Genomic DNA, 25,091 nt, shown 5'->3' on the forward strand with positions numbered 1-25,091 from the left:
CTATGTTCTTCAAGAAAAAAATAGAACTGGAAGAAGGGGACTATTACCTAACGCCCGAAGGGTACAAATGCTTTACCGAACAATACCATCTAAAAAGAGGGTATTGCTGTGAAAGCGGTTGCCGGCATTGCCCCTATGGCTACAATAAAAAAACAAACCAACAATCATAAGCATTGGACACCCATTTAAGGACATATAGAATATTAATCGCTACGCATTATCATCGGGCAGACATTCGATATCCCTAGTTACTACATTTTCAATTCGAAGAAAATTAAGTAGTAACCAAATAGATATCTAAAATGACTTTTCAAGAAGAAATAAAACAAGGGATTCCCTCCCAATTACCCGCTGTTAGACCGTATGACCCAACAGCAAACCACGCACCCAAAAGAAAAAGGATCTTAAGCCCTAAAGAGGAAAAGCTCGCCCTACGAAATGCCTTACGGTACTTCGACCCTAAGTTTCACGCAACACTCCTACCCGAGTTTAAAGAGGAACTGGAAACCTACGGACGTGTTTACATGTATCGATTCCGTCCGCATTACGATATGTATGCGCGGCCCATTTCCGAATATCCCGGAAAGAGCGAGCAGGCAAAGGCCATTATGCTTATGATTCAGAATAACTTGGATCCCGCTGTGGCCCAACATCCGCACGAATTGATCACCTATGGTGGAAACGGAGCAGTATTCCAGAACTGGGCGCAATACCTTTTGGTGATGCAATACCTGTCCGAAATGACCGAGGAACAAACCCTAGTCATGTACTCAGGACATCCATTAGGCCTTTTTCCATCGCATAAAGATGCTCCGAGAGTGGTGGTGACCAACGGAATGATGATCCCCAACTATTCACAACCGGACGATTGGGAAAAATTCAATGCTCTGGGTGTTACCCAATACGGACAAATGACCGCCGGAAGTTATATGTATATCGGTCCACAGGGGATCGTTCATGGAACAACCATTACGGTTCTAAATGGTTTCCGAAAAATCAATAAATCACCTAATGGAGGTCTATTTGTTACTTCTGGTTTGGGTGGAATGAGCGGAGCCCAGCCCAAAGCCGGTAACATTGCAGGCTGCGTTACAGTATGTGCCGAGGTAAACCCAAAAGCCACTCACACAAGACACAGTCAAGGTTGGGTAGATGAAGTGATTTCCGACCTTACGCAACTAACGGATCGCGTAAGAACGGCATTAGAAAATAAAGAAACAGTCTCCATTGCTTACGACGGAAATGTGGTAGAGGTATGGGAACAATTCGACAAAGAAAATCTCCATGTAGATTTAGGAAGCGATCAGACGTCCCTGCATAATCCCTGGGCAGGAGGATACTACCCCGCAGGAATGAGTTACGAAGCGTCTAACGACATGATGGCCAACAACCCGGGCCTATTCAAAGAAAAGGTTCAGGAAAGCCTGAGAAGGCATGCTGCGGCCGTGAACAAACATACGGCCAAGGGAACCTATTTCTTCGATTATGGAAATGCTTTCCTTTTGGAAGCTTCTAGAGCGGGTGCAGATGTTATGGATCCAGATCATCCACTGCGTGAGTTTAAATATCCATCCTATGTACAGGACATTATGGGACCTATGTGCTTCGATTTTGGGTTTGGACCCTTTAGATGGGTATGTGCTTCCGGGAATCCAGAAGATCTCCAAAAAACAGATGATCTCGCCTGCGAAGTTTTAGAGGAAATGATGAAAAATTCTCCAGCTGAAATTCAACAGCAAATGGCCGATAACATTCAGTGGATCAAGGGAGCACAGGAAAATAAGTTGGTAGTTGGCTCGCAAGCTCGTATCTTGTATGCTGATGCTGAAGGCCGTATGAAAATAGCGACGGCTTTCAACAAGGCCATTGCCGAAGGTATTATTGGCCCCGTGGTATTGGGACGTGATCACCACGATGTTTCGGGAACGGATTCCCCGTTTAGGGAAACTTCCAATATCTACGACGGCAGTAGATTTACTTCAGATATGGCCATTCACAATGTGATTGGTGATAGCTTCCGAGGTGCCACTTGGGTGAGTATTCACAACGGTGGGGGCGTTGGATGGGGCGAAGTAATGAACGGTGGTTTCGGTATGGTTCTTGATGGTACCAAAGAAGCGCAACGACGTTTGGAATCCATGTTGTTCTGGGATGTGAACAACGGAATTGCACGACGTAGTTGGGCTAGAAATGAGGAAGCCATCTTTGCCATTAAAAGGGAAATGGAGCGTACGCCATCCCTTAAGGTAACGCTTCCTAATTTCGTTGATGACGATTTATTAAATTAAAAATTACTGCTATGAAAATTTTTAAAGGAACCGCTGCCCTCTTCTTCTTACTTGTTGTTCTTTCTTCTTGTACTACGGTTCGAGTCGCTACCGACTATGACCGAGATGCGAACTTTGGTGAATACAACACCTTTGCCTTCTTTAAACCCGGAATTGACAAAGCCGAAATTAGTGATTTGGACAAAAAACGAATCCTACGTGCTATTGATGCCGAACTTGCGTCTAAGGGAATGGTGAAAAATGAAAATCCGGCGATTTTGGTAAGTATTTTTACCAAAGAACGCGAACGGGTAAACGTCTACAATAACAACTTCGGCTGGGGCTGGGGTTGGGGTTGGGGCTGGAACCCATGGTGGGGAGGTGCCTATGGAAGCACCGTATCTACCTCTACCGAAGGAAGCCTATACATTGACCTTATCGATGCCCAAACCAAGGAATTGGTATGGCAAGGGGTAGGAAGTGCTAGGCTTATTACCAGTGGTAATATTGATAAGAAAGAGGAGCGCATTCGGGAAATCGTTCGCGAGATCTTGGTGAATTATCCTCCGGGAGTTGCTTCAAACTAATGTTGAAAACATACATCCAATAAAAAAGCCGTTCTGTTGAACGGCTTTTCTTTTAGTAGTTCAGTATTTCCTGAATTTTCTTTTTCACTTTTTCTACGGAAGGGATCATGGTCTGTTCCAAAGTGGAATTCAATTAAATCCCTGGGCATGTTTTAAATTTTCCTAGGGGATATTCAATTATTAGTTTTTAATCAATTGTTTTACAATTGAATTTAGACCACTTTCTACTACCAGTAAATAGCTTGCACTCTCTAAACTATTTAAATCAAAAGTATAAGAATAAGAACCTTCGGTAATTTTAAAATAAGCAACCTTTCTACCCAGCATATCATAAATGGCAATGGAATCTAATTGTTCATTTTTGGGATTATGTACGATTAGGTTACTCTTAACTGGGTTGGTAAACAATACAACTTGAGATAGATTCTCCAGGTCGGACAATCCAAGGGCCTCGTCAACTTCCAGTGTGAACGAATGGGACACCTCGTTCCCATTGCCATCCAGAGCCAGAATATCGACTTGATACGTATTAATAGTAAGCACAGTTCCGGGCACCGGGTTCTGATTAATCTCTATGCCGCCGGACTGGGTGCAATTATCCGCTACCGAAACTTCCAAAGTAAAATCTTCTAAAACATATTCGCCGGATGTGTTTACATTTCTTATCTGATCCTCTGGTAATGAAGACACATCAAAAATAGGCGCCGTATTATCTACCACATTAATCTCCGCACTACAACTTGCCGCATTACCGCTCCCATCCGTTATGGTAAAATTGATTGTATTCGCTCCCAAATGGGAACAATCAAAGTCACTTTGATCAATGGCAACATTGAAACTACAATTATCAAATGACCCTGCATCTACATCCATTGGCTCCAGAGTAGCCTGTCCATTTTCATCCAATTCAATGGTAATATTTTGACATATTGCCGTTGGAGAAATACTGTCCTCAATAGTAACCACAGCAGAACAGGAATCAGTATTACCTGCCGTATCCATAACCGTTAAGGTAACTGAATTGGCACCGATATCCGAACAGTTAAAGCTACTTGGAGAAACAGAAAAAGTGATATCATCTCCATCAGGATCACTACTTCCGTTGTTAATAGACATTCCATCGATTGAAGCTTCTCCATTGTCATCCAATTGAATGACTATATCCTGGCACATAGCGACAGGTGGGGAATTCACTAAATCGGATAAATCATATACTCTTACATGATCCGAATAATTCCCGCTTTCATCAGAATAGTATCCTCCAACAGCTACCGTGTTACCATTATCCCTTAGGCTAATGGATCGACCCGTTTGTTCATTAACTTCACCTTCGATACTCATTCCCAATTGAACCCATGAGTCTCCCATATTTTGAAACACCCGTACATGTCCAGAATTCTCTCCATTTGTTTCATTGAATTGTGCTCCTATAGCTACAATACTTCCATTATAATTTAGGACTGCGGGATTACCCGATTGATCGAACTCATTTTCTCCATCTATATCATCTCCAATTTTTAACCACCCACCATTAATATCATTGTACACTCGAACATGTCCAGAACTTGATCCATTTCCATCATTACCGACAGCGCCAACCGCAATTGCTTGCCCATTTCCACTTAAACTCACCCAATGTCCAGACAAATCACTCGCAGCCTCACCATTAATATCATTACCAACCTGAACCCAATTAGCTCCTTGATATTCAAAAACCCTAGCGCGTCCGGAACTAACACCATTTCCATCATGAAACCATGACCCAGATGCGAATCGAGTCCCGTCATCACTTAAACTCACTGTATTGCCAAACCCATCTACAATTTCTTCTCCATTAATATCCTGTCCTTTTTGAACCCATTCCCCTCCACTAAACTCGAAGACCTTTACCTCACCTGTGCTTAACCCATTATCATCATTGCCCCTAGCACCAATTGCCATAGTGTTGCCATCACCGCTTAAACTTACAGAACACCCGAATAGATCGCCAGCAATGGGGCCATTTAATGTTGATCCCAGCTGTACCCAGTTGCTTCCAATTAATTCGAATACTACTACACGGCCAGAGTTTGTCCCATTAACGTCACTTGTTTGGGCGCCTATAGCCAAAACAGATCCATCTGCGTTTAAGCTTACTGAATTCCCTAAATTATCATTATCAGAAAGACCATTAATATCACCACCTATTTGAATCCATTCCCCATCTTCAAGATCAAATACTCTAACCTCACCCCGGCCATCTCCACCTCCATCGTTACCGATCGCTCCGACAGCCAATCTAGTGCCATCACTATTCATACTTATAGCGCCTCCAAAAAGGTCATCCTGAGAAGGATCCCCATTAATGTCACTTCCTATTTGAGTTTGGGCTGTTATATTGCCATTATTAAAAACCCCAAAAAACAGTATAGCTAAAGCTAGATTACTCAAAAATGCTTTCATGTACTTATAATTATTTCTGAATTACCCTTCCGTATAACACCCTCATTTGACAATGCTACACAGCAATTAAAATCTGCACGAAATTAGAAAATTACATATTAAATAATCAGAAAAGAGTTCTCTTGCACTCAAGAAACATGAACAAACGGTCAAAAAACTTTAAACTAATGTTGAAAACATACATTCAATAAAAAAGCCGTTCTGTTGAACGGCTTTTCTTTTAGTAGTTCAGTATTTCCTGAATTTTCTTTTTCACTTTTTCTACGGAAGGGATCATGGTCTGTTCCAAAGTGGAATTCAATGGAATGGCAGGCATGTTTTCACTACCAATCACCATAACAGGGGCATCTAACTCCTGAAAACATTCTTCCTGAATTCTACCCTGCAGCGCCCTACTGAAACTGTTTTCTGAAGGCTCTTCGGTAACCACCAAGCACTTTCCGCATTTCTTCACACTTTTGAAAACGGTATCGTAATCCAACGGATGCAATGTCCTTAGATCTACGACTTCTATGTTATCTTTCATTCCGAGTTCTTCGGAGGCATTCATGGCCCAGTGAACCCCCATACCATAGGTAATGATAGAAAGGGTTTCCTCTTCTTCCTGCTTCCAAATTTCCTGAAGGACCCAAGCTTTTCCAAAAGGTAGCACGTAATCCTCTGCAGGCTCCACCGAAGTAGCTCCCTTGGTTCCGGGAACCTTACTCCAATACAAGCCCTTGTGTTCAAAAATAACAACCGGATTCGGATCGTGATAGGCTGCCTTTATCAGTCCTTTTAGGTCGGCCCCATTACTAGGATAGGCAATCTTAAGTCCTCTAATATTTGTTACCACACTTTCTACAGAAGAAGAGTGATAAGGCCCTCCACTACCATAAGCGCCAATAGGAACACGCAAAATCATGGAAACAGGCCATTTTCCGTTAGATAGGTAGCAGCTACGGCTTACTTCGGTAAAAAGCTGGTTCAGTCCCGGCCAAATGTAATCGGCAAACTGTACCTCAACAATGGGTTTTAGTCCTACTGCACTCATTCCTACAGTAGATCCTACAATAAAGGCTTCTTGTATTGGGGTATTAAAAACTCGGTTGTCCCCAAACTTTTGGGCTAAAGTAGCCGCTTCACGGAACACCCCACCTAGCCTTCCTCCAACGTCTTGTCCGTATAGCAGACACTCGTTATGCTTTGCCATGATTTCCTCAATGGCAAAAAGGGCACAATCTACCATAACCACCTTATCGGCACCCTCAGGAGAACGATCCCCAGATTCTTCGGTAATGGGAGTTGGTGCAAAGTCGTGGGTAAATAAATCTTCGGGTTTTGGATCTTCAGCTTGCAAAGCTTTATCCAGATCGGCCCGAACGACATCAATACATTCGTTTTCTATCGCTTGCAATTCGTCTTCAGACAAACCACGGGATTTCAATAATTCTTTAAACTTCGGATAAGGGTCCCGACTTCGGGCCTCTTCCAAATCATCCCGGTACCATTCCATCCGTACTCCAGACGTATGGTGATTCAGTAAAGGAACTTTGGCGTGAACCAAGTAAGGACGTCTTTCCTTACGAATGATCTTTATGACATTTTGAATAGTTGTATACGATTCAACAAAATCAGTCCCGTCTATGGATACGGCATCCAAACCATGGAATCCTTGAGCGTATTCATAAGCATCCTGTGCTCTTGTTTCTTCTGCATTGGCGCTAATGTCCCATCCATTATCCTGAACCAAATACAGAATAGGCAATTGCTTTAATGCCGCCATCTGAAATGCCTCAGCAATTTCCCCTTCAGTCACCGAAGCATCCCCAAGGGAACATACCACAATAGGGGCGTCGATATCCTGTCCTAAGCTTTCCTTATACCAGAATCCCATAGCGACTCCTGTTGCGGGAATAGCCTGCATTCCGGTAGCAGAACTTTGGTGTGGGATTTTGGGCTTATCCTCATCCCTCAAACTTGGGTGACTATAATACGTCCTTCCTCCTGAGAAAGGATCGTCTTTTTTAGCCAATACCTGTAGCATCAACTCATAGGGTTTCATCCCTATTGCCAACAGCATACTATCATCCCTATAGTAAGGAAATGCATAGTCTTTAGGGGTTAGCTGCATTCCAACGGCCGTCTGAATCACTTCATGCCCTCTAGAAGTTGCATGAACATATTTAGACACCACTTTAAAGTTCTCCTCATAAAGGAAGGTCATGGCCTTGGCGGTCACTAAATTCCTGAATCCCTTCAGCAATATTTCCGTATCTAATTCAGCAGCGTTCAAATCTTGTACTTGTTCTTTTATCATTTTATTGAACTTGGGTCATCCAATTAAATTTATCTTCAATTTTACCTGTTTTTATGGCATTGAGTGTATCGTTCACATCCAATCCCACCGGACTCTCATCACTTACATGAATCGTTTCATCCCCCCATCCAATTTCTTGAATGTAAGCTATGCCAACGGCGGTTCCCGTCCCAAAGGCTTCTTCTAAAGTACCATTGTCGGAAGCTTCTTTTATTTCGTCAATGGTAATTGGGCGTTGTGTTACCTCGAAGCCTTTATCCTCTAATACATCGACCACGCTCATTCGGGTGATTCCATCCAAAATAGCTCCATCAAGGTTAGGCGTAATGAACTTTCCTCCTATCTTGAAGAAAATATTCATCGTCCCTACTTCTTGAATGTACTTATGTTCATTAGCATCTAACCATAGGACTTGGTCGTATCCTTTCGATTTGGCAATCTCGGTAGGGCGAATGGCGGCAGCATAATTCCCAGCTGCTTTGGCTTCACCAGTACCTCCCTCGGCCGCGCGGATGTATTTTTTCTCCGCCCACAATTTGATTCTCTTACTGAAGAAAGGTCCGGCTGGAGAGGCAATGATCAAAAATTTGAAACTGGTCGCTGCACGCATTCCAATAAAGGGTTCATCGGCATACATAAACGGACGCAGATATAGAGCGCTTCCATCTTGCGGGGGAATCCAATTGCGTTCTACATTCACCAAGGTTTTCAATCCTTCCACAAATAGATCCTCCGGAAATTCGGGCATTCCCATTCGGCGCGCACTGAAATTAAGCCGAGCTGCATTCTTTTGGGCACGAAATAACATTGGGATTCCGTCTTCAGAAACCGTAGCCTTCATTCCTTCGAAAATCGCCTGACCATAATGTAAGGCCATGGCTGCAGGATGTGTTGGAATGTGAGACAGTGGCTCTACCCTAGGATTGTTCCATTGTCCATCGTGATAATCGCAAATAAACATATGGTCCGTAAAGGTTCTCCCAAGGGGGATATTCCCGAAGTCCAATTCGGATACTTTAGAGTTTTCTACTGTGGTGATTTTTATGGTTTCAGTCGTTATCATAATTAAATCGTTCTATTAATATCAAACCCTTCCATCTCATCCGCTATTCTACGGAGGAAGGAGCCTGCTAAATATCCATCTACAATACGGTGGTCGAAGGAAAGGGACAAATACATCATATTTCTTATTTCGATGGAATCCCCTTCTGGGCGTTCCATCACCTCAGCTCTTTTCTTGATGATTCCCGTGGCCAAAATCGCGGCTTCTGGCTGATTGATGATAGGCGTACCCATCAAACTACCAAACGTACCCACATTACTAATGGTAAAGGTGCTTCCCTTGGTATCATCTCCCTTTAAATTACCCTCACGCGCCTTGGTAACCAATTCGTTGGTAGCTGCAGCCAACCCTTTCAAATCTTTCTTATCGGCATCCTTTACAACGGGAACGATAAGGTTTCCACTAGGAAGGGCAGTAGCCATCCCTATATTGATGTTCTCTTTTACGATGATGTTCTTCCCATCTAAAGAGGAATTAATCATAGGAAAGGCCTGAATGGCTTTTGCAACACACTCTATAAATAGCGGAGTGAAAGTGAGTTTCTCTCCGTGTTTTTCCTGAAATGCCACTTTATTCGCATTCCTCCAATTGAACATATCCGTAAGATCTGCCTCAACATAAGCCGTCACGTGTGGAGAAGTATGCTTACTGAATACCATGTGATCGGCAATCATCTCACGCATACGGTCCATTTCCACAATCTTACCAGTTCCTTTGTCAAACTGAAGATCGGGCACCTTGAATCCTGATGATTCGGTTACTGGCTGTGCAAACTGAAAGGGTCTCCCCTCTTCAATATAATTCGCTATATCGCTTTTTCGAAGTCGTCCGTCCTTTCCCGTTCCCGGAATACGGGCCAGTTCCTCATAGCTAATGTGGTGTTTTCTGGCCATGCTGTCCACCAAGGGAGAAATGAATACATTTTCATTTACCTTGAAGGCTGTTTGGGATACAGATTTCTTGGCTTTTGAAGTTTTCGTAGGTGCCGCCGATTTCTTAGCCGGACTTTCGGAAGCGGATGCTTCCTGCTTTTTAACAACTGCCTCGGCCGAAGTATCCAAAACCGCAATAGTCGCTCCCACTGCAACTATATCTTTGACAGCCACTTTATGACTTACCATGGTTCCGGCAGCAGGAGCGGGCACTTCGTTATCTACCTTATCGGTACCCACTTCGACCAAAATATCGCCTTCCTCAAACGATTCCCCTTCTTGAACCACCCAGTTTAAGATGGTTCCTTCGGTAATGGACTCTCCCATTTTTGGGAGTTTAAATTCAACTTCTGGCATTGCTTGCGATTATTTTTCTTTTCTGAATTCTTCTAATGTTTGATAAAAATTTTCCTGTACGGGACGATCCTTCGGAATTTCCCTCAGCGGCTCTACTTCTCGTAGACTTTCATGACAATCTGAAGGCAATTGCTGGTACAATCTTGTCCCAGCAGTTTTCCAAGCGATCATTTCATCCGAAACTTCCTTCACCGCCTTCGCGGGATTACCAACAATCAATTGGCGCTTATTGAAAGTAGTTTCTGCTTTCACAAAGCTCATGGCTCCTACGATACATTCATCGCCTATTTCGGCATCGTCCATAATGACACTGTTCATGCCTATGAGGCAGTTCCTTCCTAGATTGGCTCCATGAATCACTGCACCATGCCCCACATGGGCTCCTTCTTTCAGTACGATGCTCTTTCCGGGAAACATATGAACCGTACAGTTTTCCTGTACATTCACACCATCCTCTAAAATGATCTCGCCCCAGTCACCGCGAATGGCAGCTCCCGGACCTATATAGCAATCCTTTCCAATAATCACATTACCCGTAACCGCAGCTAGCGGATGCACGAAACTTGACTCGTGAACTACAGGTATATGTCCTTTAAAGGAGTAAATCATTATTTAAATCTCTTCAATGTTTCTTTTGTGAAATCAGAAAGCACTAGTCTCCCTGAAATGGCAGCTCTTTCAGCCAATAAATCATCCCAATCTTCCGTTCCTTTCCAGAAGATTTTTTTCATTTCGCGCATGGCTTCTGGATTGTAATTACAAAGATTCTCTGCAAATGCCTGAACGGCTTCATCCAAAGCCTCAGTCGATTCATACACTTGGGCGAACAATCCTTTCTGTCGTGCCCATTCGGCATCATAAAAAGAATTGGCATCGATGGCTATTTGGGACATTCCCGTTAATCCCAATTTACGTTCCACGGCGGGTCCCACTACAAATGGGCCAATCCCTACATTCAATTCACTCAACTTGATAGAGGCATATTTCGTGGCCATACAGTAATCCGTAGCTGATGCTACTCCAACTCCACCGCCAACGGTCTTCCCTTGAATCCTTCCAATGATGAACTTTGGGCATTTGCGCATGGCATTGATTACATTGGCAAAACCACTGAAAAACACACGCCCTGTTTCGGCATCGTTGATATTGATAAGTTCCTTAAAACTAGCTCCTGCACAGAAGGTACGATCGCCACCACTCTTAAGGATAATTACTTTTACTTCATCATTATTTCCGGCATCTGTAATCGTTTGGGCCAATTTGGCCAAAATATCCCCCGGCAAACTGTTATGGGCCGGGTGAAAGAATTCTATGGTTGAGATTCCGTTTTCTATATGTTCTTTTACGTATGGATCGCTCATGTTTTTTATATTCTATCCATTAGGTCTCGACTGCCTGCCCGTCCTGCAGGCGGGCGCTCGACCAGACATTGTTTTAATTAATCTAATAGGTTAAACTGTTCGAAATGGTGGTTTAGATGCTTTCGCTCCAATAAATACCATTCGAATTTATTCAGTTCGCCAAACACCACATTCTTGGTTCTGGCTTCTGGGTTTTGCTTGAAATAGGCTAAGTATTCTTCTCTAGCCTCTAACAATTTAGCTTTCGCCGTTTCCAAATCGGGATGCTTGGCCTTGGTAATCTCAGATCGTTCGGCTAATGGAAAGTCATATCCCGATGGCATTTTCTTATAGTTGTACAGCGTTGCATGTACCTTTTCTAAAATCTTTTCAGGTGTAGAAATCTCAAAATCCTGAATTTCTCCCGATGCAATTCTATAGGTATACTCCAAATGCTCCAACATGGTCTGGGGCGTTAAATCTCCCCAATTTGGTTTAGCATCTTCGGTTAGCTTGGCAAGGCATTCATTTATCTTTTCGGAAGTCATTTCGGTAAAGGTGGTCTGCTTCTTCTGTACCATGGTCAATACCGTAACAATGGCCACCAATTCGTCATCTTCATCGAATACTTCTCCATACCATTTTACAATCCCGCTTGGTAATTCGGTTCCGCGTTGCTCGCGATCTATCTTCTGCTTACAGGTAAGTCGTACATAAATGGTGTCATTGTGATAAATAGGGCGTAAGAATCGGCAGTCTTCCAATCCATAATTCGCCGCTACAGGTCCTTTGTTGGGATATACGAACAATCCTGCTGCTGCACCTAAAATGAAATATCCGTGGGCAGTTCGCTTTTCGAAAATACTTCCGTCTAAAGAAGTAATATCCGTATGCGCATAAAAATGATCCCACGTAAGATTAGCGAAGTTTACAATATCGCTATCGGTAATGGTTCGCTTATGGGTTTTCATGGACATTCCTGGCTCAATATCCTCCCAATGGTATTTAAAAGGATGTTGTTCTGCCTCTTTATAAGCTCCTTTAGGCTGATAAATACCCGTCACCTCAGTTAAAGTTGTAGGCGTCCCCTGAATGGCGCAGCGCTGTAAATAGTGTTTTACCCCACGCATTCCTCCCATTTCTTCTCCACCTCCGGCACGACCTGGGCCTCCATGCACCAAAGTTGGCAACGGAGAACCGTGCCCCGTACTCTGTTTAGCATTTTCTCTATTCAGAATGAGGATACGTCCGTGATGGGAAGCCGCATTTACGGTATATTCTTTGGCGATCTTATCGTCGAAAGTACAGATGGAGGATACCAAAGATCCTTTCCCCATTTGTGAAAGAGTAATGGCTTCGTCCAAATTCTTATACGGCATTAAGGTGCTTACCGGACCAAAGGCTTCTGTAACATGTGCCGCTTCATTTTTGAAAGGATCATCCTCACGAAGTAAGATCGGCTTAAGGAAAGCTCCTTTTTTGGCATCAGCTCCAATGGTTTCTACCTCATCTAAGTTTCCATACACAATATTGGCAGATTCCGCGATCTTGGCTACTTGCTCCCTAACGGAAGCACGTTGCGCATCGCTTACCAAAGCTCCCATTCGCACTTCCTTCAGGCGGGGATCTCCAATAGTGACACGATCCAGCTGCTTACCAAGCGCGATCTGTACGTCTTCCAATACACTTTCTGGAGCAATAATCCTACGGATGGCAGTACACTTTTGCCCAGCCTTTACGGTCATTTCTTTTCGAACTTCTTTGATGAACAAGTCGAACTCAGGAGTCCCAGGAACCGCATCTTCACCCAGAATGGAAGCATTCAAACTATCCGCCTCCATGGTAAAGGGAACAGATTCCTCTATCAATTGTGGGTGGTTCTTCAGTTTTCTTCCAGTGAATGCAGATCCTGTGAATGTAACTACATCCTGAGATTGCACCGTATCCAATATGTTTCGTGCCGTTCCACTAATTAATTGAATGGCACCTTCCGGTAAAATTCCAGAAGCTATGATTTCTTTTACAACCGCTTCGGCCAAATAGGCCGTTTGCGGCGCAGGCAATACAACCGCTGGCATTCCAGCCATCCAGTTTACTGCACACTTTTCTAACATTCCCCATACTGGGAAATTAAATGCATTGATGTGCACGGCAACCCCTCTTTTGGGTACCATGATATGATGGGCCATGAAACGCCCGCCACGGGACAAATCGATTGGGTCTCCTTCTACATGATACGGCTGATTGGGAAACAGTTTTCGCAGGGAAGCATTGGCAAATAAATTACCGAATCCTCCTTCAATATCGATCCAACTGTCAATTCTGGTAGCACCCGTTCTGTAGCTCAGTTCGTAAAATTGTTCTTTACGCTTATTAAGGTACATTGCCAATTTCTTGAGCATCAATCCGCGTTCCTGAAAGGTCATTTTACGAAGGGTATCTCCCTTATCCCTTCCGTACTGAAGGATATCCGGAATATCCAAGCCTTCAACGGTGACACTTGTGAAATGCTCACCCGTAACGGAATCCAGAATAGGAGTTCCTTCTCCCTGGCCGTCTAGCCACTGTCCTTGAACGTAATGTTGTGTTTTTTGCATCATTTTATAGTTTCATAATCTTGAAGCCTCTCGACTGCGCTCGAGGCGACAAAATTTTTATGCGTTTACTCGTATGATTTGTCCGTTGATTTTCCCTTCCACACTTTTGGCATATCCGTTCACCACTTTATTCATAGAAACAGGATCGTGCCCAGGAAAGTAATCTTTATATTTTTCGAAAGCATCTTCTACCAATCCTGCCGATACGGAATTGATCCGAACACCTTCCAATTCCAAGGCTACAGCCTTCACAAAACTGTGAATTCCACCGTTTACCATAGCGGCACTCGTGGTCATATCTACCGGATCATCGGCCAAGATTCCGGTCGTGAGGGTGATAGAGCCTCCTTTTGTTAGGTAATCTTTCCCAATTCGAACGAGATTCACTTGGCCCATCAGTTTACTTCTAATTCCGATGTAAAAATCTTCTTCTGAAAGGTTCTCGAACTTATCCCATTTGGCCTCTCCAGAAACATTGACAATGGCATCCAATTCTCCGATTTGATCCAAAGCCTTTTTGATGGAATCGGAATCGGAAATATCAATCGAAATATCACCACTACTTCTTCCGCCGATAATTACATTGTGTTTCTGTTGAAAGTAAGCTGTCACTTTCTTTCCAATGGTTCCGTTTCCGCCAATGATTAATATTTTCATAGTAAAACCTCTCGACTGCGCTCGAGGTGACTTTTATAAGTTTACATTTTCGATAATAGCAGCATATCCCTGTCCCACTCCTACACACATAGTGATAAGCGCATAGCGTTTTCCTGTTTCCTGCAACTCCAACGCAGCGGAATAGGCAATTCGGGTTCCTGTAACACCCAATGGATGTCCAATAGCTATGGATCCGCCATTCGGGTTAATTCTCGGATCATCATCGGCCAAGCCCCACTCGCGGATACAAGCTAGAGCTTGAGAAGCAAAAGCTTCGTTTAATTCTATCACGTCCATATCCTCCATCTTCAATCCGGCTTTCTCCAATGCCTTATTGCTCGCCTGTACAGGACCAATTCCCATGATTCTAGGCTCTACCCCGACTACAGCAGAACTAACGATGCGCGCCAATGGCTTCAAATTGTATTTCTTTACAGCTTCTTCAGAAGCAACAATGGTAGCGGCTGCTCCGTCATTCAATCCTGATGAATTTCCAGCAGTCACGCTTCCCCCTTCTTTTTTGAAAGCAGGTCGAAGCTTCGCCAAAATCTCTTTGGTAGTCGTTGGTTTTATGAACTCGTCCTGTGCAAAAACAATAGGATCTTTCTTTCGTTGCGGAATGCTTACCTCAACAATTTCCTTGGATAATCTTCCAGATTCCCTGGCCTTGGCAGCCTTCATCTGACTCCAATACGCAAAAGCGTCCTGATCTTCGCGGGAAATATCATATTTCTCCACCAAATTCTCGGCGGTATTTCCCATGCCGTCGGTACCGTATAATTCATGCATTTTCCTGTTCACGAAACGCCACCCGAAACTGGAATCATACATTTTACTGTCGTTTCCAAATGCTGAAGATGGCTTAGCAATTACGTAGGGCCCGCGGGTCATGTTTTCAACCCCCCCAGAGATAAACAGATCGCCATCTCCTGCTTTAATAGCGCGATTGGCTTGAATGATGGCTGACAATCCACTGCTGCACAGCCTATTGACTGTTTCACCGGGCACGGTGAAGGGCAGTCCTGCCAGCAGCAGCGCCATACGCGCTACATTCCTATTATCCTCTCCTGCCTGATTGGCACAGCCCATAATAACATCGTCATAGGCTTCTTTGGGAATATTGGGATTGCGATCTACCAATTCCTTAATAACATGAGCGCCCAAATCGTCTGTACGTACTGGACTTAGGGTTCCTTTGTAATTTCCAATGGGAGTTCGTACTCCGTCTATGATATATGCTTCCATTTTATATTTTCTATTCTTCCCAGTCCTTGCTGGTTCTATATACAACTCCTTTAAAAAGGGCTACTATTTCTTCTCCTCGTTTCACTTCGATCACATTAAAGCCCACTTTCTTTTTTTGCACATCGATCACCGCTTCTGCCGTTAAGTAATCCCCGGCTTCCAAAGCCTCGATGTGATTTACGCTGGTTTCAATAGAAACCGCATATTTTCCATGGGTATTGGCTGCAAATCCGAAAGCCGTATCTGCCAACGAATAACTGATACCTCCATGGGCATATCCCATGCTATTCAACATTTCGGGACGCACTGTTAAAGCCACCTTACATCTACCAATCTCGCACTCCAATATTTCAATCCCGAGCCAGGTACTAAAGGCATCGAGGGATAGCATTTTATAGGGTATCTTTTCTCCTTGCATATTATCTATCGCTATAAATTCTGGCTTCAACTCCTCCAAAATCGGAATGTCTAATTCGCTTCATTTCGTCTTCATCAATACTATCCACCAGAACCCCAGTCTTCCTCTTGTCAACATCTTCTATTCGAATAGGATTTCTACTAAATTCAATCCCTAGTACTTTCCTTCTCAGTAATTCACTCATAAAAGGAAATTCTATGATATCACCTGTTATAAAATCCCCTTCCATAATATGTCCGGCAAAAACCAATCCTCTGCCGGTGATAATAAATTTATCCTCTATATAGTACTTAGCAACTTCCTTCATTAAAAGAAAGATTCCTGGTTCTTATGCATTCTCCTCAATAAAGGCGAACATCTGTATCGATCTTCATGGTATTCGTCATACAAGGCATCTAATTTCTCCACACACCAGTCGATTCCCTGCTCATCGGCCCAAGCCAGCAATCCTTTAGGGTAATTTACCCCTTTGGTCATGGCATTATCGATATCCTCTGCTGAAGCTATGTTCAAAAACAAGGCATCGGCGGCTTCATTAATAAGCATCACCAGCACACGATCAAATATCTTTTGTGCCAAAGCAACATCTTCCTTGGGTTGGGGTTTCTCTGCCCCTTCCGAATAACTGTAATACCCTTTTCCTGTTTTTCGACCCAAATACCCTGCTTCGCTCAAACGCTTTTGGGTAAAGGAAGGTTTGTATCGCGGATCGTAATAGAATTCCTTAAAAACAGTTTCCGTAACCGTGTAATTCACGTCGTTACCAATGAAATCCATCAACTCGAATGGTCCCATTCGGAAACCTCCCAAGCTTCGCAATGCCCAGTCGATGGTAGCGAAATCGGCTATCCCTTCTTCATAAATGCGCAGTGATTCCCCATAAAATGGACGAGCCACACGATTTACAATAAATCCGGGAGTGTCTTTTGCCAATGCTACGGTTTTATTCCAACCTTCTATGGTTTCCATCACCACTTTAGTAGCCTTACTCGAGGTCTGCACTGCAGGGATTACCTCAACCAACTTCATTAAGGGTGCAGGATTGAAAAAGTGAATCCCAATACACCTTTTTGGTCTTTTTAGGGATGCCGCTATGGATGCTATGGACAAGGAGGAAGTATTGGAGGCAATGATGCATCTTCTGGAGACATAGCTTTCCAACTCTTGAAACACCTTCTTCTTAATCTCCAGATTCTCAATAATGGCTTCTATGGTAAGGTCAGAATCGGAAAGGTCTTCCAAAGAATGAACATAGGTAATGTTCCCTTCGATTCTACTTTTCTCATCGGCATCGATCCTTCCTTTCTCTACCAAACGGTTCATGATCTTTACTAAACTGGCCTTGGCTTTTTCCAAAGCTTCTGGTTTTGTATCGAATAATTTTACCTTACAACCAGCCGTGGCTGCAACCTGTGCGATTCCACTTCCCATGGTTCCGCTTCCAATAATTCCGACTTTATGAATTGGAGAATGCTGATTGTTGATTCCTGATTGTTGAGCTGTCATTAACTAAATGATTATTTTGAATTTTATTTTAGTTTCGAACTTGCCGTTTTTATACTCGCCACAAAAATGGAAATGAGTTCATTATTTTCTATAAGTAACTTATCTAATCCTTCTGAATCCAAAATAAGGTTTGCCCCCTTCTGAATTTTCATGTTAACTCCGGTTTCCCTTAGTTCTTTTAAACAAATCTTCATTTTATGCAAAAAAATCTCGTGTTGATTCTCCAGATCTTGCTTCACCATAATTAAGAGCCGAAGAAGTTGCCGAACGAATGAGCTGTTTTGCCAAATGCTCCGCTGCAAACGAGTTATCTAAGCTTTTACACACCGAAATTACATCTATTGCAAATTGTATTAATCTATCTTCAAGGTTGTTCGCTTTCATTCTAAAATCACCAATCAAACATCATAAATCGTTAATCACTTTCCGGTAAAATTCGGTTTGCGTTTTTCTACAAAAGCAGCTACGCCTTCCCTGTAATCATCGCTTTGGGCCGCTTCTATTTGATATTTGGACTCCATGTGCAATTGCGACTGCAAATCGTTGGTCATGGAAGCATTCATCAATTCTTTGGTCATACCTAATGCTTTAGTAGGCATTTGGGCTAATGTATTGGCCAATTGTGAGACACCATCAGCAAATTCCTCTAAGGATAACACCTTGTACACCATTCCCAGTTGTTCGGCCTCTGAAGCGGATACTTTATCACCCAACATCATTAATGCAGATGCTTTCTGAAAACCGATCAATCTTGGTAAGAAAAATGTTCCAGCACTGTCGGGAATCAGTCCGATTTTACTAAAAGCCTGAATAAAACTTGCCTTTTCCGAAGCCACGACAATATCGCAAGCCAAGGCAATGTTGGCTCCTGCTCCAGCTGCTACACCATTCACCGCAGCGATAATAGGCTTTTTGATGTTTCGGATTCTTGAAATAATGGGATTGTAGTGCTCTTCCAATATTTTTTTGAAGCCGGGGTTCAATTCGGGAGTGGTTACCTCCTTTAGATCCTGTCCGGCACAAAAGGCCTTTCCACTTCCTGTAATGACAATAGCACGGATAGCTTCGTCTTTTTCGGCATGATCTAAAGCCGATTGAAACGCCAATGCCATTTCCCTGTTGAAACTGTTGAAAACTTCAGGGCGATTCAAGGTTAGCCTCGCCACACCGTTTTCGATGTTGGTTAGTATTGTTTCCAATTGTTTTGTAGTCTTTATTAACATCCTTCCGTGCCCTTAACGTTTCGACTGCGCTCAACGCAGGCTCGCTCAGGGTGACATCTTGGATGACGTTTATTTTAAACATTTGAAATAATCAAATGGCTCCAAGCAATCATCGCACTTAAAAAGTGCTTTGCAGGCCGTAGAACCAAACTGACTTACCAAATGGGTATTTGTACTCCCACATTGTGGGCACTTTACTATTCTTTTATTTCCTAGCAGCGCATCTTTATCGGCCGTTTCCTCTAAGGGAGCGGCAATACCATAGTCTTCCATCTTGCGCTTACCTGCTTCACTAATCCAATCGGTAGTCCAAGCCGGGGCAAGCACTAATTCTACATGGACTTCTTTTCCAACCTTGGCAAATGCAGTTCTTAGATCATCTCCTATCACATCCATTGCCGGACATCCCGAATAGGTAGGTGTCAATTTAATCTGAACCACACCATCCCGTTCAACCGCTTCTCGAATCACACCCAGATCTAGTACCGTTAATACCGGTATTTCGGGATCTGAAACCAATTCTAAGGTTTCTATTAAGTGAGAATCGATATTCGGATGCAAGGCAATTGTCATGGATCACTAGGTTTTTACCACTGCATATTCGGATAGGTACGCTGCATATATTGTAAATCGGATAATAGATATCCCATATGCTCGGTATGTATGCCTTTCTTTCCTCCATAGCTGAAGTACTTCCGTTCCGGAACTTCCAAAGTAGCTTCCGAAAGTAACTCAGACACCTCTTCATAGTAAGCTTCCTTCAACTTCGAAAGATCAACGCCTATTCCTTCAGTGGCCATTTGCTGATCACCTTCAGACATTTCGAACAATTCATCTGTATATCTCCAAAGTGCGTTAACGGCTTCCTGCATTTTTTTATGACTTTCCTCAGTACCGTCTCCCAAACGTTTTACCCAATCACCGGAAAACCTTTTGTGATAGCTTACTTCCTTGATTCCCTTCTTGGCGATGGCCGAAAGGGTCTCGTCTTTGCTATGCTGTAATTCATTCAGAAATAAAAGATGGAATACATCGAACAGATACTGACGGGCAATTACAAACCCGAAATGTGTATTGGGTTGTTCTACCAACAATACATTTCGGTATTCCCGTTCAAGTCTCAGAAAAGCAACATCGTCCTCAGTGATTTCTTTACCAGAAACCTTAGCAGCATATTGATAATAAGTTCTAGTCTGACCAATTAAATCCAAAGAAATATTGGTACAGGCAATATCCGTCTCCAAACTTGGGCCATGCCCACACAATTCTCCCAATCGCTGTCCTAAAATAAGGCTGTTGTCGGCCAATCCTAATATGTAGGTATATAAAGCTTCGTTCTTCATATTACATGTGCTTTACCTCATCGGGGAGATCGTAAAAAGTAGGATGACGATATACCTTATCCTGAGCAGGTTCGAACATTTCGCCATTGTTTTCGGGGTTTGAAGCCGTAATGTGTTTACTTTCTACCACCCAAATACTCACTCCTTCATTACGACGGGTATATACGTCGCGGGCATTTTCCAGTGCCATATCGGCATCGGCTGCATGCAAACTTCCAAAATGACGGTGCTCCAGTCCATTTTTACTACGGACAAACACTTCCCATAAGGGCCAATTTTTCTTCATATCGCTCAATTAACTTGCTTTAGATACTTTTTTCTTTTCTTGCTTTTCGGCATAGGCCATAGCGGCATCACGCACCCAAGTTCCTCTTTCCCATGCGCCCACACGAGCATTCATACGCTCTTTGTTACAGGGACCATGCCCTTTTACCACTTGCCAGAATTCGTCCCAATCGATTTCACCAAAATCGTAAGATCCTCTTTCCTCGTTCCACTTTAAATCGGGATCGGGAACGGTTATTCCTAAAATATCGGCTTGGGGTACGGTCTGATCTATGAATTGTTGGCGCAACTCATCATTGGTCTTACGCTTCAATTTCCATTTCATGGATTGTTCGGTATGCACAGATTCTGCATCTGTGGGCCCCAACATCATCAAACTAGGCCACCACCAACGGTTCAATGCATCCTGAGCCATTGCCTTTTGCTCTTCGGTTCCATTGCAAAGGGTAAGCATAATTTCATACCCCTGACGCTGATGGAAACTCTCTTCCTTGCAAACACGAACCATGGCACGGGCATAGGGTCCAAAAGAAGTGTTGCACAATGGCACCTGATTAATAATGGCCGCTCCGTCTACCAACCAACCAATGGCACCTATATCGGCCCAAGTCACGGTAGGGTAGTTAAAAATGGAAGAATACTTTGCCTTACCGCTGTGTAACTGATCATACAGTTCGTCACGGGAAACACCCAAGGTTTCGCAGGCAGAATACAAATACAATCCGTGCCCCGCTTCGTCTTGAACTTTGGCCAATAAAGCAGCCTTTCTTCGCAAGGACGGAGCTCTGGTGATCCAATTTCCTTCCGGGAGCATTCCTATTATTTCGGAATGGGCATGTTGGGAAATTTGTCGGATATGTGTCTTGCGATACTTCTCCGGCATCCAATCTTTAGGTTCAATCTTCTCATCGCGTGCAATGCGCGCTTCAAAAATCGCTTCTAGGTTTTTTACTTCTTTTTCACTCATATCTTATGCTTTAAGCTTTTCCAAGCTGTTACACATCAAAATCTACTTTCACCGATTCGGAAGTGGGCACTGCTTGGCAGCTCAGTACAAAATTTTGAGCCACCTCATGTTCTTCCAAGGCATAATTTATTTTCATTTCAACATCACCGTCCAGTATCTGGCACTTGCAGGTGCTACATACCCCTCCTTTACATGCAAAGGGAAGATCGGCACCAGCACCCAAGGCGGCGTCCAAAATGTTGTCATAGTCATCGGTCATGGTGAAGTGGAATTCCTTTCCTCCATCGATAATGGTTACTTCCACTCCTTCCACGCTTTGTTGAGCCAAACGTTCGGCCCGTTTCTTGTCTTCTTCCGAAAGCCCTGTTACAAACAGTTCGAAATGCACCAGTTCTTTAGGCAATCCTGCCTTCACTAAATAATCACCTACGTAATTCACCATTTCTTCAGGTCCACATAAAAACACTTCACTGGTATCCGGAATGTCTATAAACGTTCCCACCAACACTTCCATTTTCGCATCGTCGAAGCGGCCATTGAAAAGCTCGATATCACGTCGTTCCTTGGTCAGGAAATAATAGATTTCCAGCCTTCCAAAGTACTGATTACGAAGCTGTTCCAATTCTTCCTTAAAGATAATGGATTTTGTGGTTCTATTTACATAAAACAGCTTGCAGGTGGACTGTGGTTCTTGGGCCAAATGAGCCTTAATCATGGAGAGTACAGGGGTAATTCCACTACCTGCTGCGAAAAACAGGTAATTCTTGGCAACATCGGTTTGGCAGTCCACACCAAAAGTACCACTAGGAGCCATCACTTCTAAGGTATCTCCTGTCTTTAGCTCTTCATTTACGTAAGTCGAAAATTTCCCACCCGGAATCTGCTTTACAGCCACTCGCCAAGCCCCTTCCAAAGGGCTGGAACATAAACTGTAGGATCGGCGGGTATCTTCGCCAGCGATCTCGGCTTTTAAGGTGAGGTGCTGTCCTTGGCGGAAAGCGAATTCGGAAGTTAATGACTCTGGGATATCGAAGGTGATGACGCTGCAATCGGTGGTTTCCTTATAGATATCTTTGATCGGTATTTTATGGAATGTTGCCACTATATTTTCTGATTGAGGAACACAAAACTAACAATTGTTAGTTAGATATGCAAATGGCGATTCTCCAGACCTTACGTAATGCCGTGTAGCAGTACTTCGGCCATGTCCTTTTTCAGGACATTTACATCCAATTTGCCTCTTTTCTGATACCACAAATACAAGGTTCGAAGGGTAGAAAGAATAGAAAACAAAATGACTTCGGGATGCCGCGGCTGTATTTGCCCCAATTCCACACCTTTTCTAATGATATTTCTGAAGTTCTCTTCGTAATCTTCTCGCATTTGTACAAAATCGATCAAGTCCTGTCCCTGTAGGTGCATCCAATCGTTATTGAGTGCCGCCAGGGCTTCGGAATGGTTCACAGTAATATCAATATGCAATTCGATAAGAGCCTTTACCTTTTCCAAGGGCGAGGAATTGGCTTCTTGTACTCCATTCATGCCCTTGGTGAAGTCCCTTGCCAATTTTAGAATAAGGGATGAAAGGATTTCTTGTTTACTACTTATATGATTGTACAGACTGGCTGCTTTTATGCCCATTTCCTGGGCAATATCCCTTACAGAAACCGCTGTAAACCCTTTTTCTTCAAAGAGCCTAGAGGCTACCGAAATGATCTCTTCCTTACGTGTAGTTCCTTTCATCGCGTGCAAGTTACAAAAATAAGGACGTACATATTTTGGATAGAATGACGGACTGCTTTACTTTTGATTGTCTATGGAACAGAAGATTGAAAGCAACGAATTGATCGACCGGTTACCACCGCACCTTAAGCAGTATATCAAACCGCAAAACTATGAGCAGTACACGCCCATTAATCAAGCGGTTTGGCGTTATGTAATGCGCAAAAATGTAGATTACCTCAGCAAAGTGGCGCACGAAAGCTATGTAGAAGGTTTGCAAAAAACGGGAATCTCCATCGATTCCATTCCGTCCATGTATGGGATGAACCGAATTCTAAAAGAAATCGGTTGGGCTGCCGTAGCCGTAGATGGTTTTATACCACCCAATGCTTTCATGGAGTTCCAAGCCTATAAAGTGCTTGTCATCGCTAGCGATATTCGTCAGTTGGAGAATATTGAGTACACACCAGCACCCGACATTATTCATGAAGGTGCAGGACACGCACCCATCATCGCCAGTCCAGATTATGCGGAATATTTACGTCGTTTTGGAGAAATTGGTGCCAAGGCCATTACCAGTGCCCATGATACTGAAATGTATGAGGCCGTGCGGGAGCTTTCCATTCTGAAAGAAGCCGAAGGAACTCCGCAGGATCAAATCGATGCGGCAGAGCAAAAGGTAGAAGTACTTCAAAACAAAGAAGTAGAACGTTCTGAAATTTCGTTGATCCGTAACCTTCATTGGTGGACGGTAGAATATGGCATGGTAGGAACGGTTGAAGATCCCAAGATTTACGGAGCTGGATTATTATCTTCTATAGGCGAAAGTGAATGGTGCATGAAGGAAGAGGTGAAAAAGATGCCTTATTCCATAGATGCTGCCTACCAAGATTTTGATATTACGAAACCCCAACCTCAACTATACGTAACTCCAGACTTTGCTTACCTACAAGAAGTACTGGAAGAATTCGCCAACACCATGGCGGTTCGTAAAGGAGGGTGGCGTGGCCTTAAAAAGTTGATCGGCTCTAAACAGTTAGGTACTATCGAAATAAGCACGGGGCTTCAAATTTCTGGAGTGTTCACGCGAATGATTCAGAATGAAGACAATGAAGTGGTGTATTTTGAAACCGAAGGCCCCACAGCACTAGCCTACAGAGAAAAAGAAGTTATAGGTCATGGCGTAAGCAGACATACTAACGGATTCCGTTCTCCTTTGGGAAAACTGAAAGGCATTAACCTTGCCATTGAAAATATGGGACCAAGGGACTTACAGGCGTATAATTTTTATGATGGCAAGCCCATTGCGTTCGAATTTGAAAGCGGTATCACCGTAGAAGGTATGAATGTAACGGGAATGCGTAACCTTGGTGGGGAACTGATGCTGATTCAATTTACCGATTGTACAGTTAAATACAAAGGTGAAGTCCTCTTTGCTCCCGAAGATGGTGATTTCGATATGGCTGTAGGAATGGACATCGTATCTGCCTTTGCGGGTGCAGCGGATTATTTAAGTTTCGATTTGGCCACGCATCAAATAAGTGAAACAGAAACGGTGCGGGTCGCACAATCGGAAGAAGAACAAAAGCTCAATGCGCTTTATGGAAAAGTTAGGGACATTCGGGAAGCAGACACACTTGACACAGAATCGCTATTAGCAATTTCTGAAGCACTAAAGAAAGATCATCCCTCAGATTGGCTATTGCCCCTCGAACTATTTGAACTTACCTCTAATTCCTCCATTCTTCAACATTTAGAGGCATTGAAAACCATTCGGCCTGAAATTGCTCATTTAATTGACGGCGGATTGGAATTATTAAAAAAAGAAACTATTCAGTAAA

At 43.4% G+C, this 25,091-nt stretch carries 25 protein-coding genes; 4 read left to right on the forward strand and 21 right to left on the reverse strand.

The features are described 5' to 3' along the window. Positions 1-2: 2 nt before the first annotated feature. The 3 genes from POV27_RS04425 (at position 3) to POV27_RS04435 (ending at position 2,854) form a co-directional block, all read left to right on the forward strand. On the forward strand, positions 3-170 hold the full coding sequence (locus POV27_RS04425) for a C1orf53 family protein (RefSeq protein WP_272861516.1): 168 nt from the start codon (positions 3-5) through the stop codon (positions 168-170). A 132-nt stretch (positions 171-302) separates the two neighbouring features. After that, a complete protein-coding gene (locus tag POV27_RS04430) occupies positions 303-2,288 on the forward strand; it encodes a urocanate hydratase (RefSeq protein ID WP_272861517.1) in 1,986 nt (661 codons plus the stop codon). Positions 2,289-2,299: 11 nt separating this feature from the next. After that, on the forward strand, positions 2,300-2,854 hold the full coding sequence (locus POV27_RS04435) for a DUF4136 domain-containing protein (RefSeq protein ID WP_272861518.1): 555 nt from the start codon (positions 2,300-2,302) through the stop codon (positions 2,852-2,854). A 180-nt stretch (positions 2,855-3,034) separates the two neighbouring features. Here POV27_RS04435 and POV27_RS04440 read toward each other — a convergent pair whose 3' ends face one another. The 21 genes from POV27_RS04440 to POV27_RS04540 all read right to left on the reverse strand — a co-directional run bounded on the left by POV27_RS04440 (position 3,035) and on the right by POV27_RS04540 (position 23,271). Then, positions 3,035-5,296, reverse strand: coding sequence for a T9SS type A sorting domain-containing protein (locus POV27_RS04440; RefSeq protein ID WP_272861519.1), 2,262 nt, complete (start codon positions 5,294-5,296; stop codon positions 3,035-3,037). A 220-nt stretch (positions 5,297-5,516) separates the two neighbouring features. Beyond that, positions 5,517-7,595 (reverse strand): alpha-ketoacid dehydrogenase subunit alpha/beta, encoded by a 2,079-nt coding sequence (locus POV27_RS04445; protein WP_272861520.1) that lies wholly within the window; start codon positions 7,593-7,595, stop codon positions 5,517-5,519. 1 nt (position 7,596) lies between these two features. Then, positions 7,597-8,658, reverse strand: coding sequence for a branched-chain amino acid aminotransferase (locus POV27_RS04450; RefSeq protein ID WP_272861521.1), 1,062 nt, complete (start codon positions 8,656-8,658; stop codon positions 7,597-7,599). Positions 8,659-8,660: 2 nt separating this feature from the next. Then, the gene (locus tag POV27_RS04455; RefSeq protein ID WP_419179932.1) at positions 8,661-9,917 is read right to left on the reverse strand and encodes a dihydrolipoamide acetyltransferase family protein; all 1,257 of its coding nucleotides are present in this window, start codon (positions 9,915-9,917) and stop codon (positions 8,661-8,663) included. Between the two features lie 39 nt (positions 9,918-9,956). Next, positions 9,957-10,556, reverse strand: a complete 600-nt coding sequence (locus POV27_RS04460; protein WP_272861523.1) for an acyltransferase — start codon at positions 10,554-10,556, stop codon at positions 9,957-9,959. Next, complete coding sequence (locus tag POV27_RS04465; RefSeq protein WP_272861524.1) at positions 10,556-11,308, reverse strand: enoyl-CoA hydratase/isomerase family protein; 753 nt, start codon at positions 11,306-11,308, stop codon at positions 10,556-10,558. Before POV27_RS04465 ends, POV27_RS04460 begins: the two co-directional genes overlap by 1 nt. A gap of 77 nt (positions 11,309-11,385) precedes the next feature. Continuing rightward, on the reverse strand, positions 11,386-13,884 hold the full coding sequence (paaZ, locus tag POV27_RS04470) for a phenylacetic acid degradation bifunctional protein PaaZ (protein WP_272861601.1): 2,499 nt from the start codon (positions 13,882-13,884) through the stop codon (positions 11,386-11,388). Between the two features lie 57 nt (positions 13,885-13,941). Continuing rightward, positions 13,942-14,541, reverse strand: coding sequence for a short chain dehydrogenase (locus POV27_RS04475; RefSeq protein WP_272861525.1), 600 nt, complete (start codon positions 14,539-14,541; stop codon positions 13,942-13,944). Between the two features lie 33 nt (positions 14,542-14,574). After that, complete coding sequence (gene pcaF, locus POV27_RS04480) at positions 14,575-15,786, reverse strand: 3-oxoadipyl-CoA thiolase (RefSeq protein WP_272861526.1); 1,212 nt, start codon at positions 15,784-15,786, stop codon at positions 14,575-14,577. A 10-nt stretch (positions 15,787-15,796) separates the two neighbouring features. Beyond that, positions 15,797-16,204 (reverse strand): PaaI family thioesterase, encoded by a 408-nt coding sequence (locus POV27_RS04485; RefSeq protein ID WP_272861602.1) that lies wholly within the window; start codon positions 16,202-16,204, stop codon positions 15,797-15,799. Position 16,205: 1 nt separating this feature from the next. Further along, positions 16,206-16,511: a hypothetical protein gene (locus tag POV27_RS04490; RefSeq protein WP_272861527.1), complete on the reverse strand. Its 306-nt coding sequence runs from the start codon at positions 16,509-16,511 to the stop codon at positions 16,206-16,208. Further along, positions 16,511-17,710 carry a 3-hydroxyacyl-CoA dehydrogenase NAD-binding domain-containing protein gene (locus POV27_RS04495; protein WP_272861528.1) on the reverse strand — a complete coding sequence of 400 codons (1,200 nt, stop codon included), beginning with the start codon at positions 17,708-17,710 and terminating at the stop codon, positions 16,511-16,513. The genes POV27_RS04490 and POV27_RS04495 overlap by 1 nt, the downstream gene beginning before the upstream one ends. Positions 17,711-17,733: 23 nt before the next feature. Next, entirely contained in the window at positions 17,734-17,862 is a 129-nt protein-coding gene (locus tag POV27_RS04500) for a hypothetical protein (protein WP_272861529.1), read from the reverse strand. A gap of 43 nt (positions 17,863-17,905) precedes the next feature. Further along, positions 17,906-18,094, reverse strand: coding sequence for a four helix bundle protein (locus POV27_RS04505; protein ID WP_272861530.1), 189 nt, complete (start codon positions 18,092-18,094; stop codon positions 17,906-17,908). A 35-nt stretch (positions 18,095-18,129) separates the two neighbouring features. Continuing rightward, positions 18,130-18,909 (reverse strand): enoyl-CoA hydratase-related protein, encoded by a 780-nt coding sequence (locus POV27_RS04510; protein WP_272861531.1) that lies wholly within the window; start codon positions 18,907-18,909, stop codon positions 18,130-18,132. A gap of 93 nt (positions 18,910-19,002) precedes the next feature. Next, positions 19,003-19,506 (reverse strand): 1,2-phenylacetyl-CoA epoxidase subunit PaaD, encoded by a 504-nt coding sequence (gene paaD, locus POV27_RS04515; protein ID WP_272861532.1) that lies wholly within the window; start codon positions 19,504-19,506, stop codon positions 19,003-19,005. 14 nt (positions 19,507-19,520) lie between these two features. Beyond that, positions 19,521-20,276 (reverse strand): 1,2-phenylacetyl-CoA epoxidase subunit PaaC, encoded by a 756-nt coding sequence (paaC, locus tag POV27_RS04520; protein WP_272861533.1) that lies wholly within the window; start codon positions 20,274-20,276, stop codon positions 19,521-19,523. A 1-nt stretch (position 20,277) separates the two neighbouring features. Next, complete coding sequence (paaB, locus tag POV27_RS04525) at positions 20,278-20,562, reverse strand: 1,2-phenylacetyl-CoA epoxidase subunit PaaB (RefSeq protein WP_272861534.1); 285 nt, start codon at positions 20,560-20,562, stop codon at positions 20,278-20,280. Between the two features lie 9 nt (positions 20,563-20,571). Beyond that, on the reverse strand, positions 20,572-21,528 hold the full coding sequence (paaA, locus tag POV27_RS04530; RefSeq protein WP_272861535.1) for a 1,2-phenylacetyl-CoA epoxidase subunit PaaA: 957 nt from the start codon (positions 21,526-21,528) through the stop codon (positions 20,572-20,574). Positions 21,529-21,556: 28 nt separating this feature from the next. Next, a complete protein-coding gene (locus POV27_RS04535) occupies positions 21,557-22,630 on the reverse strand; it encodes a 2Fe-2S iron-sulfur cluster-binding protein (protein WP_272861536.1) in 1,074 nt (357 codons plus the stop codon). A gap of 71 nt (positions 22,631-22,701) precedes the next feature. Then, on the reverse strand, positions 22,702-23,271 hold the full coding sequence (locus POV27_RS04540; RefSeq protein WP_272861537.1) for a TetR/AcrR family transcriptional regulator: 570 nt from the start codon (positions 23,269-23,271) through the stop codon (positions 22,702-22,704). A gap of 73 nt (positions 23,272-23,344) precedes the next feature. Here POV27_RS04540 and POV27_RS04545 point away from each other — a divergent pair, with 73 nt between their 5' ends. After that, positions 23,345-25,090, forward strand: coding sequence for an aromatic amino acid hydroxylase (locus POV27_RS04545; protein WP_272861538.1), 1,746 nt, complete (start codon positions 23,345-23,347; stop codon positions 25,088-25,090). Position 25,091: the final 1 nt, after the last annotated feature.

It is taken from the genome of Aureisphaera galaxeae, from assembly GCF_028561275.1.
In the GTDB taxonomy this organism is placed as follows: Bacteria; Bacteroidota; Bacteroidia; order Flavobacteriales; family Flavobacteriaceae; genus Aureisphaera; species Aureisphaera galaxeae.

Excerpts from the sequence above, each read along its gene's own strand:
- POV27_RS04425 (WP_272861516.1), top strand. The coding sequence starts at position 3 with ATGTTCTTCAAGAAAAAAATAGAACTGGAAGAAGGGGACTATTACCTA.
- POV27_RS04430 (WP_272861517.1), top strand. The coding sequence starts at position 303 with ATGACTTTTCAAGAAGAAATAAAACAAGGGATTCCCTCCCAATTACCC.
- POV27_RS04435 (WP_272861518.1), top strand. The coding sequence starts at position 2,300 with ATGAAAATTTTTAAAGGAACCGCTGCCCTCTTCTTCTTACTTGTTGTT.
- POV27_RS04440 (WP_272861519.1), bottom strand. The coding sequence starts at position 5,296 with ATGAAAGCATTTTTGAGTAATCTAGCTTTAGCTATACTGTTTTTTGGG.
- POV27_RS04445 (WP_272861520.1), bottom strand. The coding sequence starts at position 7,595 with ATGATAAAAGAACAAGTACAAGATTTGAACGCTGCTGAATTAGATACG.
- POV27_RS04450 (WP_272861521.1), bottom strand. The coding sequence starts at position 8,658 with ATGATAACGACTGAAACCATAAAAATCACCACAGTAGAAAACTCTAAA.
- POV27_RS04455 (WP_419179932.1), bottom strand. The coding sequence starts at position 9,917 with ATGGGAGAGTCCATTACCGAAGGAACCATCTTAAACTGGGTGGTTCAA.
- POV27_RS04460 (WP_272861523.1), bottom strand. The coding sequence starts at position 10,556 with ATGATTTACTCCTTTAAAGGACATATACCTGTAGTTCACGAGTCAAGT.
- POV27_RS04465 (WP_272861524.1), bottom strand. The coding sequence starts at position 11,308 with ATGAGCGATCCATACGTAAAAGAACATATAGAAAACGGAATCTCAACC.
- paaZ (WP_272861601.1), bottom strand. The coding sequence starts at position 13,884 with ATGCAAAAAACACAACATTACGTTCAAGGACAGTGGCTAGACGGCCAG.
- POV27_RS04475 (WP_272861525.1), bottom strand. The coding sequence starts at position 14,541 with ATGAAAATATTAATCATTGGCGGAAACGGAACCATTGGAAAGAAAGTG.
- pcaF (WP_272861526.1), bottom strand. The coding sequence starts at position 15,786 with ATGGAAGCATATATCATAGACGGAGTACGAACTCCCATTGGAAATTAC.
- POV27_RS04485 (WP_272861602.1), bottom strand. The coding sequence starts at position 16,204 with ATGCAAGGAGAAAAGATACCCTATAAAATGCTATCCCTCGATGCCTTT.
- POV27_RS04490 (WP_272861527.1), bottom strand. The coding sequence starts at position 16,511 with ATGAAGGAAGTTGCTAAGTACTATATAGAGGATAAATTTATTATCACC.
- POV27_RS04495 (WP_272861528.1), bottom strand. The coding sequence starts at position 17,710 with ATGACAGCTCAACAATCAGGAATCAACAATCAGCATTCTCCAATTCAT.
- POV27_RS04500 (WP_272861529.1), bottom strand. The coding sequence starts at position 17,862 with ATGAAAATTCAGAAGGGGGCAAACCTTATTTTGGATTCAGAAGGATTA.
- POV27_RS04505 (WP_272861530.1), bottom strand. The coding sequence starts at position 18,094 with ATGAAAGCGAACAACCTTGAAGATAGATTAATACAATTTGCAATAGAT.
- paaD (WP_272861532.1), bottom strand. The coding sequence starts at position 19,506 with ATGACAATTGCCTTGCATCCGAATATCGATTCTCACTTAATAGAAACC.
- paaC (WP_272861533.1), bottom strand. The coding sequence starts at position 20,276 with ATGAAGAACGAAGCTTTATATACCTACATATTAGGATTGGCCGACAAC.
- paaB (WP_272861534.1), bottom strand. The coding sequence starts at position 20,562 with ATGAAGAAAAATTGGCCCTTATGGGAAGTGTTTGTCCGTAGTAAAAAT.
- paaA (WP_272861535.1), bottom strand. The coding sequence starts at position 21,528 with ATGAGTGAAAAAGAAGTAAAAAACCTAGAAGCGATTTTTGAAGCGCGC.
- POV27_RS04540 (WP_272861537.1), bottom strand. The coding sequence starts at position 23,271 with ATGAAAGGAACTACACGTAAGGAAGAGATCATTTCGGTAGCCTCTAGG.
- POV27_RS04545 (WP_272861538.1), top strand. The coding sequence starts at position 23,345 with ATGGAACAGAAGATTGAAAGCAACGAATTGATCGACCGGTTACCACCG.